13 protein-coding genes and 1 tRNA gene are annotated in these 17,436 nt (G+C 66.6%); 7 read left to right on the forward strand and 7 right to left on the reverse strand.

All coding sequences use genetic code 11. The annotated features are described in order from the left end of the window. Positions 1-25 precede the first annotated feature (25 nt). Positions 26-2,326, reverse strand: a complete 2,301-nt coding sequence (locus AB0O71_RS05755; protein WP_363743098.1) for a bifunctional alpha,alpha-trehalose-phosphate synthase (UDP-forming)/trehalose-phosphatase — start codon at positions 2,324-2,326, stop codon at positions 26-28. 117 nt (positions 2,327-2,443) lie between these two features. Here AB0O71_RS05755 and AB0O71_RS05760 point away from each other — a divergent pair, with 117 nt between their 5' ends. From AB0O71_RS05760 to AB0O71_RS05775, 4 genes are all read left to right on the forward strand, one after another. Then, positions 2,444-3,967, forward strand: coding sequence for a SulP family inorganic anion transporter (locus AB0O71_RS05760; RefSeq protein WP_363743101.1), 1,524 nt, complete (start codon positions 2,444-2,446; stop codon positions 3,965-3,967). A 108-nt stretch (positions 3,968-4,075) separates the two neighbouring features. Further along, on the forward strand, positions 4,076-5,068 hold the full coding sequence (locus AB0O71_RS05765; RefSeq protein WP_363743104.1) for a MoxR family ATPase: 993 nt from the start codon (positions 4,076-4,078) through the stop codon (positions 5,066-5,068). Continuing rightward, a complete protein-coding gene (locus tag AB0O71_RS05770; protein ID WP_363743106.1) occupies positions 5,068-6,210 on the forward strand; it encodes a DUF58 domain-containing protein in 1,143 nt (380 codons plus the stop codon). The genes AB0O71_RS05765 and AB0O71_RS05770 overlap by 1 nt, the downstream gene beginning before the upstream one ends. Then, positions 6,207-8,648 carry a transglutaminase-like domain-containing protein gene (locus tag AB0O71_RS05775; protein WP_363743108.1) on the forward strand — a complete coding sequence of 814 codons (2,442 nt, stop codon included), beginning with the start codon at positions 6,207-6,209 and terminating at the stop codon, positions 8,646-8,648. Before AB0O71_RS05770 ends, AB0O71_RS05775 begins: the two co-directional genes overlap by 4 nt. A gap of 10 nt (positions 8,649-8,658) precedes the next feature. Here the strand turns inward: AB0O71_RS05775 and AB0O71_RS05780 are convergent, their stop codons facing one another. Both AB0O71_RS05780 and AB0O71_RS05785 read right to left on the reverse strand, forming a co-directional pair. Next, positions 8,659-9,003 (reverse strand): TraR/DksA C4-type zinc finger protein, encoded by a 345-nt coding sequence (locus AB0O71_RS05780; protein ID WP_363743110.1) that lies wholly within the window; start codon positions 9,001-9,003, stop codon positions 8,659-8,661. Between the two features lie 93 nt (positions 9,004-9,096). Then, positions 9,097-9,170, reverse strand: a tRNA-Pro gene (locus AB0O71_RS05785). A gap of 276 nt (positions 9,171-9,446) precedes the next feature. Here AB0O71_RS05785 and AB0O71_RS05790 point away from each other — a divergent pair. Together AB0O71_RS05790 and AB0O71_RS05795 are read left to right on the forward strand one after the other, a co-directional pair. Next, positions 9,447-10,433 carry a DNA-processing protein DprA gene (locus AB0O71_RS05790; protein ID WP_290808121.1) on the forward strand — a complete coding sequence of 329 codons (987 nt, stop codon included), beginning with the start codon at positions 9,447-9,449 and terminating at the stop codon, positions 10,431-10,433. An 11-nt stretch (positions 10,434-10,444) separates the two neighbouring features. Continuing rightward, on the forward strand, positions 10,445-11,170 hold the full coding sequence (locus tag AB0O71_RS05795) for a DUF6349 family protein (protein WP_290808124.1): 726 nt from the start codon (positions 10,445-10,447) through the stop codon (positions 11,168-11,170). On the opposite strand, the gene AB0O71_RS05800 is transcribed toward AB0O71_RS05795, so the two are convergent. Next, the gene (locus tag AB0O71_RS05800; protein ID WP_290808128.1) at positions 11,160-11,975 is read right to left on the reverse strand and encodes a hypothetical protein; all 816 of its coding nucleotides are present in this window, start codon (positions 11,973-11,975) and stop codon (positions 11,160-11,162) included. The two genes, AB0O71_RS05795 and AB0O71_RS05800, sit on opposite strands and share 11 nt — an antisense overlap. Then, positions 11,972-12,871 carry a DNA-processing protein DprA gene (locus AB0O71_RS05805; protein WP_290808131.1) on the reverse strand — a complete coding sequence of 300 codons (900 nt, stop codon included), beginning with the start codon at positions 12,869-12,871 and terminating at the stop codon, positions 11,972-11,974. Before AB0O71_RS05805 ends, AB0O71_RS05800 begins: the two co-directional genes overlap by 4 nt. Positions 12,872-13,086: 215 nt before the next feature. On the opposite strand from AB0O71_RS05805, the gene AB0O71_RS05810 reads away from it, so the two are divergent. Then, entirely contained in the window at positions 13,087-13,461 is a 375-nt protein-coding gene (locus AB0O71_RS05810) for a sulfate permease (protein ID WP_290808134.1), read from the forward strand. Positions 13,462-13,474: 13 nt separating this feature from the next. Here the strand turns inward: AB0O71_RS05810 and AB0O71_RS05815 are convergent, their stop codons facing one another. Together AB0O71_RS05815 and mobF are read right to left on the reverse strand one after the other, a co-directional pair. Then, positions 13,475-13,921 (reverse strand): hypothetical protein, encoded by a 447-nt coding sequence (locus AB0O71_RS05815; protein WP_290808137.1) that lies wholly within the window; start codon positions 13,919-13,921, stop codon positions 13,475-13,477. Positions 13,922-13,983: 62 nt separating this feature from the next. After that, on the reverse strand, positions 13,984-17,331 hold the full coding sequence (gene mobF, locus AB0O71_RS05820; RefSeq protein WP_363743114.1) for a MobF family relaxase: 3,348 nt from the start codon (positions 17,329-17,331) through the stop codon (positions 13,984-13,986). Between the last annotated feature and the right edge of the window lie 105 nt (positions 17,332-17,436).

The following is a 17,436-nucleotide window of genomic DNA, read 5'->3' on the forward strand; positions in this document are numbered from 1 at the left end:
GGCGTTGCCGAACGTTGCCGAGCGTTCAGTCGGAGCCGATGACGATGCCGGTGCGCAGTTCGACCAGGCGCGCGAGCACCGCTGCCACCGCAGCGGGATTGGGCACCCGACCCGTCGCGGCGGTCTCGCCCTCGCCGACCTTGATTCCCAGATCGTCGGGTCCAAGGACCGCGAAGGCGTCCTCGTCGGTCACGTCGTCGCCGATGAATAGTACTGGCCCCGCCGGCAGCGCCTCTCGGATGCTCTGGAGCACCGTTCCCTTGTCAGAGGCGCGCACCGAGAACTCGCGCACCTGCTTGCCCTCGCGAACGTGCAGACCCTCGGCGACACCGAATTCAACCGCTGCCGCGAGCAGTTCTCGCCCGTATTCCGGGTCGACTACCTCTCGTGTGTGCACCGCGACCCCGAAGGGCTTGCGCTCGAGCCGCACGCCGGGCTCGGAGCCAAGTACGCGGTCGAAGCGGCGCGTGATGCGATCCAAGCGCTCAGTTTCTTCATCAGTCGGCTCGCCCGACCCTCCGGCCCCCACAACCCCGGAAACATCGAAACCGGTGAGCTCCGAGCCGTGGGAACCCGAGACGATCCACCCTTCGCCGCCAGTACCCGTATCGGCGAGTCCTCCGAGCGATCGGCCCGTGAGCAGCGCGACGCGCACGCCCGGGGCGGCGCTCAGCATCTCCAGCGCCTGCCGAGCGCGCGGCAGCATCCGCGCATCCTGCGGCCGGGGCACGATCGGCGCGATCGTGCCGTCGAAGTCGGTGGCCACCAGCAGAGAGGACGCGGTTGCGATGCGGCGCAGTCGGTCGCCCACACTCCGCGGAACGAAGGCCTGCGGCACGAGTGACACCGGCCCCGTTGCACCCTCAGCGGTGCCGTTGGCCTGCGAGGTCGCCCGCGCCTCGGATATGGAGGTCATCGACCCGAGGAAGCCGGAGGCCCAGTGCTCGACGTCGTTATCATGCACCGCGCGTCGCATGCCCTGCATGCGTCGGCGCTGCTCCTCCTGCGGCATGTGCGTCGCGCGCAGGAAGGCGGCCTTCAACCCCTCGATGTCGTGCGGGTTCACGAGCAGCGCATCCTTCAGCTCATCGGCCGCGCCCGCGAACTCGCTGAGCACGAGCACGCCCTGCTCGTCCTCCCGGCACGCGACGTACTCCTTCGCCACGAGATTCATCCCATCGCGCAGCGGCGTGACGAGCAGCACATCGGCGGCGAGATACAGCGCCACCATCTCTTCGCGCGAGTACCCGCGGTGCAGATACACGAGCGGTGAGTGCCCGATCGTGCCGCGCTCGCCATTCAGCCGCCCCACGGTGAGTTCGACCTCGTCGCGCAACTGGCGGTACGCATCGACCTGCTCGCGGCTCGGGCTCGCAACCTGCACCAGAACGATGTTCGAAGCGTCGATCTCGTCGTCGGCGAGCAGCTCATCGAACGCCTTCAAGCGGTGACGAATGCCCTTGGTGTAGTCGAGCCGATCGACACCGAGCATGACGGTCTTCGGGTCGCCGAGCTCGGCGCGGATCTCGCGAGCGCGCTGCTGGGTCTCGGGACGTCGCGCCACCTCGGCGAACGCCGCCGCATCGATGGAGATCGGAAACTCCTGGGCGAGCACGGTGCGGCCCGGGGCGTCAGCGGTCGCCGGCAGCACCATCGTGTTGCCGAGCGCCTGCGTGTGCGTGTACCGCTCGGCGATCGTGCGGAAGCTGATCGCGTCGGGCACGCGCTGGAAGCCGATGACGTCGGCGCCAAGCAGCCCCTCGATGATGCTGCGCCGCCATGGCAGCTGCTCGAAAAGGCCGCGCGGCGGAAAGGGGATGTGGAGGAAGAACCCGATAGTGAGGTCGGGTCGGAGCTCGCGCAGCATGGCGGGCACGAGCTGCAGCTGATAATCGTGGATCCACGCGACCGCGCCCTGGGCAGCGGTCTCGGCGACCCGTTCGGCGAAGCGCCGGTTGACCTTCACATACCGATCCCACCACTGCCGGTGGAACGCGGGCGGCGCGATGACATCGTGATAGAGGGGCCACAGTGTGCCATTCGAGAATCCCTCGTAGTAGCGCTCGACGTCGTCGTGCGAGAGGTCGACGGGCTCGAGCCGCATGCGGCCGATGTCGAAAGGCTCGACGTGCTCGTCCGCGCTGCCCGCCCAACCGACCCACACGCAGCCCAGCTGCTCGACGATCGGCTCGACGGCGGTCACCAGGCCTCCGGGTGACGTGCGCCACGAGGTCGTCCCGTCGGCTGCGACCACCCGATCCACGGGCAATCGATTCGACACCATCACGAGCTCGCGCCCTCCGGTCAGATCCTGCATTCCGGTCATCGCACCTCCCAGCGGCTTCATCCGAAGTCTACTCAGGGCCCGGCGCTCGCGCTCCCCCTTGACGCGTGATTCGCCCGCATGGAAAGCGAGCCGGGCGAACGGCATTACAGTGGTCGAGTGAACCGCTCCACAACTGCAGACCGCACCCGCACCCGCGCAGAACCCTCGCTGCTCACGGCATTGCGGTCACCGCGTCTGCTGACCCGGGAGGCACTCGCGGGCCTGGTGGTCGCGCTCGCCCTGATCCCCGAGGCGATCGCGTTCTCCGTGATCGCCGGCGTCGACCCCAAGGTCGGCCTCTTCTCCTCCTTCATCATGGCGATCACCATCGCGTTCGTGGGCGGGAGGCCGGCGATGATCACCGCGGCGACCGGAGCGGTGGCTCTCGTGATCGCGCCTGTGGCCCCCACGTACGGCATGGACATGTTCATCGCGACGGTGATCCTCGCCGGAGTCTTCCAGATCCTCTTCGCAGTCTGCGGCGTCGCGAAGCTCATGCGATTCATTCCGCGCAGCGTGATGGTGGGATTCGTGAACGCGCTGGCGATCCTCGTCTTCATGTCGCAGCTGCCCCACCTCATCGGCGTGCCCTGGCTCGTGTATCCCCTCGTGGCGCTCGGCATCGCGATCCTCGTCGTGTTTCCCAAGCTCACGAAGGTCGTGCCCGCTCCGCTGATCGCGGTGGTCGCCGTCACGGTCGTCGTGGTCTCGACGCGCATCGCCGTTCCCACCGTCGGCGACCAGGGCGAACTCCCCCGGAGCCTGCCCGAGCTCTTCATCCCGAGCGTGCCCCTGACGTGGGAGACGTTCACCATCATCGCTCCGTTCGCCTTCGCGATGGCCCTGGTCGGGCTCATGGAGTCGCTGATGACGGCGAAGCTCGTCGACGAGATCACTGACACTCACTCGAATAAGACCCGTGAGAGCTGGGGCCAGGGCGTCGCGAACATGGTGTCGGGTCTCTTCGGCGGCATGGGCGGCTGCGCGGTCATCGGGCAGACGATGATCAACGTGAAGGCCTCGGGGGCGCGCACTCGCGTCTCGACCTTCCTCGCCGGCGTTTTCCTGCTCGTGCTCATCGTCGCGCTCGGAGACATCGTCGCCCTCATTCCGATGGCGGCGCTCGTCGCCGTGATGATCATGGTCTCGGTCGGCGCGTTCGACTGGCACTCGATCGCGCCGGCTACGCTGCGACGACTGCCGCGCAGCGAAACGCTCGTGATGGTCGCGACGGTCGCGCTGGTCGTGGCGACGCACAACCTCGCGATCGGTGTGATCGGCGGCGTGCTGATCGCTTCGGTGCTCTTCGCGCGCCGAGTAGCCCGGTTCGTCGATGTGCGGCGCGAGCTGCGCGACGCGGGCGGGATCGCCGACGCCCTCGCCCATTACACGGTCACGGGCGAGCTCTTCTTCGCGTCGAGCAACGATCTCACGACCCTCTTCGAGTATCACCGCGACCCGAAGCGCGTCGTCATCGACCTGACCGGGGCGCACGTGTGGGATGCGTCGACGGTCGCCGCGCTCGACGCGATCGAGACGAAATACGCGCAGTACGGCGCGACCGTAGAGTTCATCGGCATGAACCCCGACAGCCGCACGATGCACACCCGGCTGACGGGTGAGCTGGGCGGCAGTGTCTAGCCCGATCCTCCGCCGTTCGCTGCGTGCGAGCAAGCACGCGCGCAACCCGGCAATTCCCGGGGTGGTGTGGCATGCTGCCTGTCACTGGACTGAAAAGGGGCGGCCGCCATGTCGATGACCGAACTGTCGCACGAGCCGGTTCCGGCCGCACACGCCCCCACCGTGCACCCGAGCGCGCTCGCTCAGCGCATCAGCGACACCCTCGCGCAGGTCATCCAGGGGCAGCGCGACGTCATCGGAACGGTCGTGACCACGGTGTTCGCGGGCGGCCACCTGCTGCTCGAAGACGTGCCCGGGGTCGGTAAGACGACGCTGGCCACGGCGCTCGCTCGTGCCATCAGTGCAGATGCGCGCCGCATCCAGTTCACCTCAGACATGCTGCCGACCGACGTCACGGGCCTCTCGGTGTACGACCAGGAGAGCCGCCGCTTCCAGTTCCATCCCGGTCCGATCTTCGCGAACATCGTGATCGGCGACGAGGTGAACCGGGCGACGCCGAAGACGCAGTCTGCGCTCCTCGAAGCGATGGAGGAGCGGTCGGTGACGGTCGACGGGAGCACACACCGCCTCCCCGAGCTCTTCGTCGTCGTCGCGACGCAGAACCCGCAGGACATGGAGGGAACCTTCGCGCTCCCGGAGGCGCAGCGAGACCGTTTCATGACGCGCATCTCGCTCGGGTACCCCGATCCCGCGTCCGAGCTGCGCATGCTGCTCGCGAAGTCTGATCAGGATCCCCGAGACGCCGCCCCGGCAGTCGCGTCGGTCGAGGAGGTGCGCGCCGCGCAGCGAGCGGCCGCCCGAGTCCACCTCTCGCCGGAGGTCGGCGGCTACATCGTCTCCCTCATCAACGCGACGCGCGCGCACCCCGGAGTCTCGCTCGGGGCGAGTCCGCGCGCATCGGTGCACCTGAGTCGCATGAGTCGGGCCCGAGCGGCAGTGCTCGGCCGCGACTTCGTGTCGCCCGACGACGTGGCGAACCTCGCGACAACCGTGCTGTCGCATCGCCTCGTGCCGCAAGGCCGGTTCGCTCGTGCCGACGAGGCCGCCCGAGCCGCGACCGAGATCGTCGAGGAGATCGTCGCTCGAACGCCGCTGCAGTGATGCGGGCCGCACGCGTGGCCGCCGCGCGGCCGTCCGACTCCGGCTCCGACTGGTCGGTGACGCTCACCGCCCGCGGGTGGGCATGCACGATCGCGGCGTTCGCGCTCGGAGTGAGCTGGTACGCAGTCGGGTTGCGCGACGTCTGGTACCTCGCATGGTTGCTTGGAGCACTGGTCGTCGTCGCACTCGTCTGCGCGGTCGTCGGCGGGCTGCTCGCCGGGTTCGAGGTGCGCGTGCGTGTGGACGAACCCGCACCGTTCATCGGTTCGATCGTGCACTGCACCGCAACCATCTCCCACCGATTGCCCATGTCGACGCGGGCCCGTGCGGTCTGGGTCGCTGCAGACCAGCGTGCAGCCCCGACGCTCGACGTACCACGAGACGCGACCGCCGTCAGTGCGTTCGAGTGGCAGGCCACGGCCCGCGGGCCGCACAAGGTGCGCGTCGCGACGGTGGGCATCGTCGACCCGCTGGGGCTCGCCCGATACGACGTGGGCGCGCGAGCAACGGCACCGGCGATCGTGCTGCCGCGCGGGATCCCCGGACTCACCGCGCTGCTCGATGCGGAGTCGACCAACCGCCTCGGTGGAGACGCAGGGCCTGCGGCGAGCGGCGGCGGGGAAGGGGCGGTGGGCGGCGGCGCGCTCCGTGAATACCGCCGCGGCGATGCCCCGCGCCAGATCAACTGGAAGCAGAGCGCGAGGCAGGGCGAGTGGCTCGTGAACCTGCCCGAGCCGGCGACACGATCAGAACGCGCGCTCCGGCTCGACTGCGATGCCGACGCCTACCGATCGGCGGCGGACTTCGAGATCGCGGTCTCGGCGGCCGCGACGATCGTCGGGCACTGGGCCCGCTTCGGCCACGTCATCGAATTGCAGCTGGCGAGTGCGCCCGCGGTTGTGAGCGACGCGATCGACCCCCTGCTTCGCGCGCTCGCGGGGGCGCAGCTCAGGGCGACTGCGGCATCGCTCCCGGCCGCGCAACCGTCACTCCCCGGCGTCGTCGTCACGGGCACGGTGCACGAGCGCCTCCGACACGAGCTCGAGCTGGCACCCGAAGGGGGCGCAATCTTCGTACTGCACCCCCTGCCTCGTGCGATCCCGAACGCCTGGCGCTCACAGCAGATACCGGTGATCGCATGAGCACCGCGCGCGCGATCGCCGACGCCCAGAGCTCACACCCCTCTGACAGCCGCATGTCAGCGACACGGCTCTTCGCAGCGGGAGGGCTGCTCCTGCTGCTCTGGGTCGTGGCGCTCGCCGCCCTCGCTCGTGTCTTCGTCTGGGGGGCGTGGTGGCCCTCCGCCGTCGGCATCGTCGGCGTAACCATCACGGCAGCGTGCGCCACGCAGGCGCGCTTCCCGAATCACAGGGTGCGTGCGGGATTCACCGGCTTCGCCGCCGGTCTCGCTGGATGGCTGCTGCTGCTCGCATTGAGTGGCCGGGCCGATCTATGGTGGGGCGATCCGGCCGCCGTCTTCGAGCAGGTGCAGCTGCGCATCATCGGTGGATCAGCTCCGCTCACCGTCACAGGCCCCCTGACCGAACTCCTGCTCGCGACCGTGCTCCTCGTCGCCGCAGCCTCGACCATGCTGCTCGTCGCGGCCGAACTGCCGCTGCTCGCCGGGGGCCTCGTCACCATCAACCTGATCGTTCCCGCAGCCGTCACCGGAGTGTCGGCCGGCGTTCCCGCCTGGGGCGCGGCGGTGCTGATGCTGGCGCTCCTCGCCTGGCTGGGCTCGGGTTCACCGAGATGGCACGGCGTGCCGGCAGCCGTCGTCGCCGCTGCGCTCGCCCTGGGCGCGATGGTCGTCACTCCGCAGACGCAGGATCGCATCTGGAACGATTCGCTCTTCCCATCCCCCGTGTCGCGCACGGTGCCCGACGTGACGCTCGCGCTGGCCGAAGACCTCCGCGAGCGCAGCAGCGCGCCGGCCTTCAGCTTCACGAGCTCTGCGCCGGGGCCCCTGCGCTTCACACTCGCGACGCTGGCCGAATTCGAGGGCGGTCAATGGCAGCCACAGCAGGAGCTCGCCGCCAACGGCGCCGACGTCACCCAGCCCCGATCTCCCGCGACCCTGCCACCGGCCGCTTCGGACCCCGCGCCCGTCGTGCCGGCCCGCTCCGTCACCGTCACCATCGACGGGCTGCTGAGTTCGTGGCTCCCCCTTCCGCAATCGACCATGCTCGTGCAGCCGAGCGACAGCGGCGACGAGTTTCAGGCGGAACGCTGGCTCTGGTCCGCCGCCTCGAATACCGCGCAGACCGAGCGCGACATCACCCGACGCGGTTACGAATACACAGCGGCAGCGGCGCCACTCGATGCCCGCCAGCTGCCTGCGGACGGACTCGCATCGCTGCCCGAGGAAGCGACAGCGCTCATCACCAATCCGCAGCCTGGGGCCGCGGTCACCCCGTATCTCGAGCTGCCAGACGGCATGCCCGATGCGGTTTCCACAGCCGCTGCCGAGGTGACCGCGGGGCGCACGAGCCGGATCGCGGTCGGTCGGGCGCTGCAAGACTGGTTCCGCAGCGGAGCGTTCAGTTACGACGAAGCCGCCCCCTATCAGCCCGGTGCCGACCCCGACGATCCGTACGGCGTGATGACGGAGTTTCTCGAGACGCGACGCGGGTTCTGCGTGCACTACGCCGCGACCTTTGCGGTGATGGCGCGCGATCTCGGTGTTCCGACTCGCGTGGCGGTCGGATACGCGAGTCGGGCGGAACGCGACGAGAGGACGGTCGTGCTCGGCCGCGAGCTGCACGCCTGGCCCGAGATCTACGTCGACGACGTCGGTTGGGTGGCCTTCGAGCCGACTCCCGGAGGTGCCGGGCTGCTCGCCGACGGCGATACGGCTCAGGGCGATGATTCTGCGGACGTCCCCGATCCGACAGCCGCTCCCGAGGATCAGCCCACGGATCTCGCGCAGCCCACCGAAGACCCGACCGAGGACCCCGCAGAAGCCCCGGCGTCCGGGACCGACGCTGCAGACACGACTGCGTCTTCGGCGTCGACTCCCGGGATCCTGATCGCGTCGACGAGCCTCGTGGCACTGCTGCTCGCTGCGCTGGGGGCACCGGCCGTGCGTCGCGCGTGGCGCAGGAGACGGAGAATGCGCGCGATCGACGCAACGGCTGCTCCCGCGTCGGCCGCGTGGGCGGAGATGCGCGATACGGTCACGGATCTGGGCTTCGATGAGATCGACGAGGCTGCGATCGGCCCGCGCGCGCTGACGGCGGATGCGCTGCTCGAGCACTGGGAGCGAACGGGTCTGCTGGCGGGCGAATCCGCGCTCTCAGCGCGTCGGATCGCAACCGCGATGACGGCGGAGCGCTATGGTGCGGGGCCCTCGGCGCGGGTCGGCGGTGATGGCCCCAGTGGTGGTGGTCGTGGTGGTGGCGATGACGGCGGCCGCGCGCCGCATCCGGATCTCGGGCATGACCTTGCCACGAGCACCGCAGGGCTGCGCGAGGCGGCGGGGCCCGCACGTCGACTCCGTGCCCGATGGCTGCCGAGGTCGGTCGTGCGCCGTTCGAGTGATGCCGGCGATGCGGCATCGGCGTCGAACACCGCTCGCTAACGCACCGCTGCTACGGCGTACATGCGACGCAGCGCTCCCGGAACGGGCGCACCTCGAGCTGCCCGACGGGAATCGGCGTTCCGCAGTGCGCGCAGATGCCGTAGTTCCCCGCGTCGAGGCGCCGCAGCGCGTCAGACGCCTGGCGGGCGTCGTCGCGGGCGGACTCGAGGAGACCTGCAAGCAGCGACCACCGCGCAGACAGCGGTTCACCGTCGGGATCGTGCTCGTCGTCGTCCACAGCGCTTCGGCGTGCGCTCGTCAATGCGGCGATGTCGTGTTCGAGCTTCGACACGCGCGCACCGATGCGATCCTGCTCCGCGACGAGTAACGCCCGAACGCGATCTGCATGCTCCACGTGCGCTCCTCCCGTCGCTGCCCCGAGGGCCTCAGCATACGACAACGGCCCGGAACTCCGTTGATTTCTCAACACAGTTCCGGGCCGTTTCCGTCGGGATGACAGGATTTGAACCTGCGACCCCGTCGTCCCGAACGACGTGCGCTACCAAGCTGCGCCACAACCCGGTAATCACCGATTTCCTAGTGTTAGTAAGGAACTCGGCTGAGAACCACTTCTCATTATAGTCAGTCATTTTGGGTTGCTTGCGGTTGTTTTCCATGAGTTTCGCGTGACCATTCGCGCCGGTTCACGCCGCATGGGAACCTCGTTCGTGAAGCCACCGCTACCCGACTCTCGCAGTTGCGCAAACACGATGGGCTCACCCCCGTGAACAGCTTACTTCTCGGTCTCCGTGTTCTACCTCTTGGATGCTCCAGCATCGTCAGGAAGGAACCCCGGATATGGCCGAGAGCTTCTCGTTTGAGAACATTTCTGATGAACGCATTGCGCGACAAGTGCTCGCCTGTGTGGTTCCACCCGAGGACGAGATCACCGGGGATCTGCTGCGTAAGCACTCCGCCGTTGAGACAATACGACTCGCGCTCTCCGACGAACCTCTGCCGAGGGTAGACCGAGCGAAGACGCTGTTATGGCGTCGCCGGTTCGACATCGCGGATCGTGATGAGATTCGAGAGAGCTTCATCCGGGGAGTGGAGGCTGGGTGCGGGGTACTGATTCCCGGCGACAAGGACTGGCCGACAGTTCTCTCAGAAGTCGAACCGTCACCGCCCTATGCGCTGTGGGCTAAGGGGGACACGTCGCTCCTGCGCCTCAGAACCCCCGGGCGCATTGCTTTCTTGGGCACTGACACCCCGAGCGAGTATGGCACTTGGTGGGCGTCCACGGTCGCAGACGAGCTCTCCGGTGAGGGTCTGCACGTTGTCGCCGTGGGAGGCAAAGGGATTCCCGCTGACGCGGTGCAGGCGGCATTGGATGGCGGAGGAAAGCCGCTGGTTATTGCGCCGCACCCGCTCGATGCGCCAGACGACGAACTGCTCCCCATGTATGAAGCCATCTCAGAGCAGGGGCTGCTGTTGAGCGAGTGCCCTCCGGGTATTGCTCCTCGGAGGGATGCCGTGGAGAAGAGCCACAGGATCGCCACTGGGATCTCGGGAACCACGCTTGTCGTTGAGACCTCGGACGACGCAGCGCCGATGGCAGCCGCACGTCGCGCGCACGCAGTGGGGGCTGACGTGTTTGCGGTTCCCGGCGACGTGCGCCGCGAACACCTTGGAGCGAATACGCTGATCGCCGAACAGACGGCAGACCTCGTGAGCGACGCCGAGGACATCTTTGGGATCGTACACATCAAGATCAACATCGACCTGTTCGGCCCAGAGAGACGACCCACTGAGCGATCTACCGCGCGCCCCGTATTGAGTAGGTGAGGTTTCCAGACGTGCCTATCGACGGTCAACTTTCGTTTGATATTGACGAACTCATCCGCGAAGACCTGCGCGCGAACGCACCTGAGTGGCAGGGCGCGCCGTTGTACTTCACCACGGACTATTACTCACCCAGCGAACTGGACGCAGCGTTCCAGCATTGGAAGGTGCTCTACGGGAACTTCGGCTGTATTCCGCTCAGCCATATGTGGCACCGGGGGTTCTCGGGAATCAGCGACCGTCTGACGTTCCAAGAGCACAGTATCGCGATGTTCACCGCCGATCTCAGAGCCGAACCAGAAGCCGAGGGCCCAGGGGACTTGATCTATCAAGCGGTCTGCGAACCTTGCGATTGGCATCACGTCAGCGGTACGGAAAATGGCGCTGTGGAGGGATGGCATGATCACGCTGTGCCTGGGTGGCGCGAACTTCCGGTGATCCCGGCGCAGGTTCGGGTGAGAGAGCAATCCAGCCTTACCAAGCTTGGCCGAAGATGGATCGAAGCCCACTACCCACCCGAGATGCAGGTGCCCGGTGCACCGATGATCACCGAGCGGGCACGCTACGCGACTCGGCATGTCGCCGGGCACTCGCCCTGGGGAGGCTATGACCTCTCATCTACTGCACTCGGCCAGCCCGCGTCAGACGACAACGCCGTTGCGCGTTCCTCGCCCAAGCTCCTATCTGCGCCAACCGCACAACCAGCGGTTTCTCCTGGGGCTCAGGTTCTCAGGCGGTAACACCGTGTTCGGAGCCGTGCTGCACTCGATGAACCGGGCAGATACTGCTATCAAACAGGGCCGGGCGATGTTCAGCGAGGTAGCTGCCGTGGTCGTTGCGTCTCGGGTCGAGTGCTCGGCCGAGCACGATCACTCGTGCTGACACGCCGATGGCCGCAAAGGCTGCCGCGAGTGACTGCGCGTGGCCGCCGGTCACCCAGGTATCGTCAAGGATCAGCACCCGCTCTGCCCCTTGCATCTGGGTCGGGTCGATGCGCCAGTTACTCGGGTTGAGCTGCCGCCGGTGCGCTCGAGGCGCACCAACTTCACCCACATACTCGGGTGTGACGCGGGGGCGGTCATCACGAAAGTTGCCGTAGAGCAACGTCTCAATCGGATGCGTGCCATTTCGTTGTCCGCTGGTGCTCGGCACATGCGTGATCGCGTAGGCGCGGCTGTCTGAGTCGGGCACAATACATGCGCTGTGCTTCGCAAAGGCAAGGATGAACAAGGATCGCAGTCGACGCCATTGCGTCTGTACCGCCTCCGGTGTCTTGTACTGGCGAAGATCGAGGTAGCCCTGGCCGCTATAGCTGTGGGTGCCGTAGTCGAGGCCCTCGGGCATGGGTGCCCAACTCAGCGGCACCACATCATGTGCGAGCTGGTGGCCGCTCGACTGCGCGCTCTCGCATGGGGAGCACAGAAGATACTGCTCGCTCGTGGTCGGCGCGGTGCAGACTTGGCACAAGCCTGGCGCTGCTGGCGGCGCGTTGTAATACGCGCCGCGTATCTCGGCTTCGAGACCGGCCAGGAACTCCTCGTTCACAAGCTCAGGAAAGATCCCGCTGAAGCTGCGAATGCGCGGTCGCGGTCAAGAATCTGCCGCACCGCTTCGTGCGCCTCATCAGCATCGCCAACGACAGAGATGTCAAGACCCGCATCAACCATGTCTCGGCCCCAAGTGGTATGGTTCACCACAGCCCGCGTCAGGATCAAGGGGCGACCATGCTTCACCGCGACTCGCGCCTGGATGCGGGTGCCCGAGTGTTCACCAGCCTGCACGATGACCGACATCGCTGAGCAACCACTCATCACGACGTTACGCATCGGGAAGTTGCGCTTGTGAATCTGCGTGCCCGGCGGGAACTGCGACAACAGAAGATGCCCGGCCACCTCGGCTTGAAGCGCGCGGTTCTCGGTTGGGTAGCTGAGATCGTGCCCGGTGCCGATCACACCGATGGTGCGGCCAGGCGCGTCGAGCGAAGCTCGCATTGCAGCCTCGTCGATGCCTTTGGCGAGGCCACTGATAACTGGGGTGTTATCGTTCGCGAGTAGTGTCGCGAGTCTGCTCGCAAAGTCTCTCGCTTCGGGCGCTGGGTTGCGCGTGCCGACGATCGCGACCGCATCTGAATCGCGCACGTCCATGTGCCCTTGCCAGTACAGCACGGGTGGGGCATCGTGCGCCGTGCGCAGCTGACGCGGGTAGTCGTCGCCCCAGAGCGTCGTGACGTGCACGCCCTGCGCTTCGAAGTCGCGCATCAGTTCTGCCGCCCCGTTGAGTGCCGCCTCAACGCGGTCATCGAACAGAGCGTTGCCGAACTGGGCTTCGAGCGCGGCAGACGGGGTGCCACATTCCTCGATCAGACGCCGCGTCCTCGCCCACGAGAAACCGGGGGCGCTGGCGAGAGCAAATAGCGCCAGATTCTCCGATTGATTCTCCATGTTCCAAGAGTAGTCTCGACCGCTGACAAAGTGGCTCCGCGCGCCAGAGAACTATGGACTCTGATAAGAATCGAGTGCATTCTCTTGCAGTCAGGCGTACAGTGGGAGTCACACAGGCGATCTTCTTTAGGCCCTCAGCGGCATGACGGAACGGTCTTGACCGGGATGTCCTTTTCTCAGCGTGTACGTCGCCGCGAGAATCAAGGACGCCCAAAATGCTCACTCTCATCTGGCATCTCAGCAGCTTCGCGAACGATCTGTTGCAGCGGTACGCTCCGACGAACCGGCTGATCGGCTTCCTGCGCCGCCGCGAGAATCTCCGCTTCGGCGTACCGGCGATGCTGCTCTCGATCCCCTACCTGTTGATCGCACGCGGCGCTCTCGCTCTGATTGAGGTGGGCGCTCCCGAGTGGCTATATCTCGTGTTCATTCTCTGCATCTGGAACGCGATCAAGTTCCTCGTGTGGGGGCCGATCAGCCTGACGGTACTCGGCAAAGCGAGGTTGCGCGAGGCACGCGAGCTGAAGCGCATGGCGCAAGAGACCGTCGTTGACGAGTGCGGCGCCGAGCCTACGACTTCTCGCCGGTAGCGGAGCCACTTGCTCAGAACAGTGTCGGGCCGTCGTACTTTGGTGCGGCGGCTCTATGCGCGCCGGATGCCGTTCGAGCGGTTCGCGCGGCGCGCGCGGTCTGAGGTTCGGATGGGTTCAAGCGTTCGGCGAGCACGGCTTTCACGTCGCTCCAGATGTCGGGCCGGTCAGTGTGGCGGTCTCGCTCGCACGAGCGGCGCAGGTCAGCGAGGAATCTGGTGCGCCGCTCTGGTGTGGAGAGTTGCTCGTAGTAGAACCCTGCACGGTCGTAGTGGGCGATGAACCCGAAGTAGCCCGAGTTGTATAGGCCCTCGTAGAGCTGGTTCGTGAATCTGTCCTCCGGGTAGTCGTCTGCGATGAATCGGAGTAGCGCGTTCACGAATCGGGCTTTGCGCGCTGCGGTTCCTGACGGATAGCCAGAGTCGAGGAACTTGTCGACGGGTTCTCGCTTCACGGCCATCGCTCACTCCTCGCTCACGGTTCTCGGGGTGAGAACGAGGTGCGCCTGACTGGCCGTGCTCGCTATCGTGCCGGGCCGCGATGCGAGCGCCCGGCTGCCGGTCTCGGCATGTCTGACGGTGCAGTTTGGCGGGCGATCTGCTGAGCACGGATAAGCGCCGCCGCAGCGCGTTCGTAGTCGATGCGTTGCCCGATGCTCTCTGGCTCGGCTCCGAGCGGCTGTGTCTCGTTGGTGTCGATGCCGTGCCGGTCGCGGTATGCCGCAACGGTCATCAGCCCAGTCCGCCAGCGCGCCCGATCCTGCTCATTCTCCGGCGCGGCACCGACAGCGGTCACCCACTGCTCGCCGCGTTCGAAGGCGGTGTCGATGATCGCGGCGGCGCGCGCTTCGATGAGTTCCCGCCGCTCATCGAGTGCGGCACGCATCTCGGCGCTCATCTCTCCGACCGCTTCGGGCAGTAGTCCTACGATGAACCGAGCGCGCGGCAGCGCGCCACCCGTGCCGAGCCGGGTCACGGCTTGTTCGAGTCGGTAGTGCAGCACGGAGGCGATGTCGTCGGCGTCCGCGAAGCCACGCGCCCGCACAAGCCTCGGCATGAGCGTATCGACCGGGTGCCTGCTGGCCTCTGCGCGTCGGAGCTCAGCGACAAGCGCCCCGAACGTCTCCGCACTCACCGCCTCGTCTACCTGCGCGTCGGTCAGCCCGGATGCCGCAAGCAGCCGCGCCCATCTGTCTTGTTGCGCGGCGGCGGCGATGGTCTCGTACTCGGCGACAAGCTGCGCGATCCCGCCCCAACGTTCCTGCTCGGCAGTGATCGTCTCGTGTGCCGAGAGTTCAGTCCCGACATGCTGAAGCACGCCCTGGAGCACGGTGCGGGCGGTCGCGTCACGGTTCTCGCCGGGCTGCGGCACGCTGTGCGCGGGATCGAGCCGATCCGTGGCGACATAGGCTCGGTTCGAGTATCGGCCGCGCGTCATGGAGACGTAGAGCACTTCCCTGGTCGTGGTGGCTTCGACAAGGGTGTGCGCGGTGTCGACGGTGACGCCCTGGGCGCGATGCGCGGTCACGGCGTAGCCGAGGTCGACGTGCTCGGCAACGTAGGCGGCGGGCAACAAGATCCCGCCCCCGCGTCGCATGGTGGGTGGTCGCACGAAGACCGAACCGTCATCGCGCACGTTCGTCACTACCCAGCGTTCACCGTTGCGCACCCATCCGTGTGCCGAGCGCAGGCGGCGGTCGTTCTTCCTCGTGATGATCGTGTCTCCCACACTCATGCGGCTGCCGTCGCCCAGTTCGATTTCGCGTTCGGCGTCGACAAACCCGTGGGCGATGAGGTCGCGGCGTGCCCGTTGGTTCAGTTCGGTGACATTCTCGACGGTTTCTGCGATCAGGATCGTTCCTCGCCCTGCCTGCCGGTCTTCCCACCAGGCCCGGTATGCGGCCTCGGCCATCTCGTCAATGGTGCCGCCCCTGATCCTGCCGTGCTCCATATAGGTGTCGATTACCGGGGCGCGGCGGTGGCGCAACTCGAGCGAGGCGCGCTTCTCCCAGTCGTGTTGCAGCCGCCACACCTCCGTCAACTCCGGCGTGCCCTCAGCGCGGTCGTTCACGATCAGGGAGAACGCGCCGCCCACGCCGACCGACTGCAACTGCGCCGGGTCACCAGCAAGCAGCACTTTCGCCCCGGCCCGCTCAGCCTCACGGGTGATGAGGTCGAGCGAGTGCGTGCCCGCAAGCGACGCCTCATCAAGAATCACCAGCTGACCGCGCGTGAAGGTCTGCCCGGTGCGCTCGAACACTTCCCGCCATTTCGCGGTGTTATCGGTCGGGATACCAAGTTCATCAGCGAGCACCCCTGCCGCAACTGCTGACGGGGCAAGCCCCACCACTGACCCCTCACCGTGCTTCCATTCCCAGGCACGACGCAAAGCGCCCAGCGTCGTAGTCTTCCCAGTACCTGCAGGCCCCACGAGAACATCAACGATGCGCCCTGAGACCGCGATCCGGGCGAGCGCGTCGCGCTGGTCGGGGCCGAGAATGCGACCCTCATCATCGGGTTCACTCGCGAACCGCTCGATCGTGTCGAGCGCGAGCCTGGGGCCGGCCATGCCCCGCGCTCTCGCGATCAGCCAATCCTCCGCAGCAAGCAACGCCGTCGATGAGAACAGCGTCGAGTGCTTCGGCCGAAATCTTGTAGAGCCGTCAGCACGCTGGAACTCGGCGGGAGTAACGGCAAGATCGGGCGGGGTAAGCGTCAGCGATGCCTGCTCGGCAGCATCAGCGATCATGCCGACTACGCCCTCGCGATCCTCGGTCGACGCGAACCTGAGCCACATCGACTGCCGGGATGCTTCGGCCATGAGGTTCCAGCGCCGCCAGGTCGAACGCTTCTCACCCACCGTCTCGATGACCTGTTGCCCGAGTGCTGCGATCATGTCGAGCGGCACATCGTCGGCGCGCAACAACCGCACGCCCGAGCTTCTGGGGTCGTGTTGCCACGCAACACGGATCGCCCACGCCGTCGCATCTTCGCCGAGGATCACTGTTGCACGATCCCGCCACTCGCTCGTGAGGTCATCCAGCGATCGCACGTCTTTCTCGGGGCGTGTTGCGAGCGTGGCCTCCTGCAACAGCTTGATGACCTGAGCCGACGACGGCCTGCGACCATGACGCGCCACGAACTCCTCGATCAGGCGTTCTTTCTCGACTTCAATATCGCGTGCGCGTCTCGAGAACGCTTTGATCAGTTCCTCCGGCACATCACTGATCGCCCACGACTGATTCCGGCCCGCGCTCTGCTCGCGTGATTCCCACGAGACCCCGAGCAGCCGGGTGAGTGAGTCAGCGAAGATCGCCTCATGCAACTCGCTCAGCGCGACCGTCGCCGCGTGCAGGGGTCGCCCGTCAAGCGCGAGCCAACGCCCGGTCTGGGCGTGCTGCACCTTGTTCGACACCACCACATGCGTATGCAAGTAGGGGTCGTGCAACCTGGAGTCGTAGTGGTCATACGCGGCTGCAACAACCCCGGTGACGTCGAGTTGCAGCACCGCACCGTCAGGGCCGCGTGCGCCACCCCGTGTTGCAGCGACCTCGCGCTCCATGAACTGCAACACATCAGCTATGGCGGCGTGGTGCGCTTCCCAGATGAGTTGTTGCGTGCCCCCATCAGCCACCGCCCACAACACCGATGCCGACTTCGGGATCGAGAACGTAAAATCGAAGCCCGCGACCGCTTTACGGCTCTTCTTCGCCGCTTCCTCCGCTTCAATCACGGTGACCGCTTCGGCGCGCTGTGAGGGCGTGAGTTCAGGATCGAGCGCGGCAATGCGAGCGGCAACGCGCTCATCGAGCGTCTGGAACTGGCTGTAAGGTCGCCCCAGCGCGTCGCCGGATACCGGATCTCGGCCCATTCCGATGAGCTGGCGAGTAGTCGTTTAAGGTACTCCTCGTCCACCTAGTTGGTACTCGGTTCCGGGAAGAGGGTACTGGCCCGCAGCATTACCCGCCTTGGGCCA

This window comes from Leucobacter sp. NPDC077196 (assembly GCF_040687075.1).
Classification (GTDB): Bacteria; Actinomycetota; Actinomycetes; order Actinomycetales; family Microbacteriaceae; genus Leucobacter.

Excerpts from the sequence above, each read along its gene's own strand:
- AB0O71_RS05765 (WP_363743104.1), top strand. The coding sequence starts at position 4,076 with ATGTCGATGACCGAACTGTCGCACGAGCCGGTTCCGGCCGCACACGCC.
- AB0O71_RS05755 (WP_363743098.1), bottom strand. The coding sequence starts at position 2,326 with ATGACCGGAATGCAGGATCTGACCGGAGGGCGCGAGCTCGTGATGGTG.
- mobF (WP_363743114.1), bottom strand. The coding sequence starts at position 17,331 with ATGGGCCGAGATCCGGTATCCGGCGACGCGCTGGGGCGACCTTACAGC.
- AB0O71_RS05775 (WP_363743108.1), top strand. The coding sequence starts at position 6,207 with ATGAGCACCGCGCGCGCGATCGCCGACGCCCAGAGCTCACACCCCTCT.
- AB0O71_RS05770 (WP_363743106.1), top strand. The coding sequence starts at position 5,068 with ATGCGGGCCGCACGCGTGGCCGCCGCGCGGCCGTCCGACTCCGGCTCC.
- AB0O71_RS05815 (WP_290808137.1), bottom strand. The coding sequence starts at position 13,921 with ATGGCCGTGAAGCGAGAACCCGTCGACAAGTTCCTCGACTCTGGCTAT.
- AB0O71_RS05810 (WP_290808134.1), top strand. The coding sequence starts at position 13,087 with ATGCTCACTCTCATCTGGCATCTCAGCAGCTTCGCGAACGATCTGTTG.
- AB0O71_RS05805 (WP_290808131.1), bottom strand. The coding sequence starts at position 12,871 with ATGGAGAATCAATCGGAGAATCTGGCGCTATTTGCTCTCGCCAGCGCC.
- AB0O71_RS05790 (WP_290808121.1), top strand. The coding sequence starts at position 9,447 with ATGGCCGAGAGCTTCTCGTTTGAGAACATTTCTGATGAACGCATTGCG.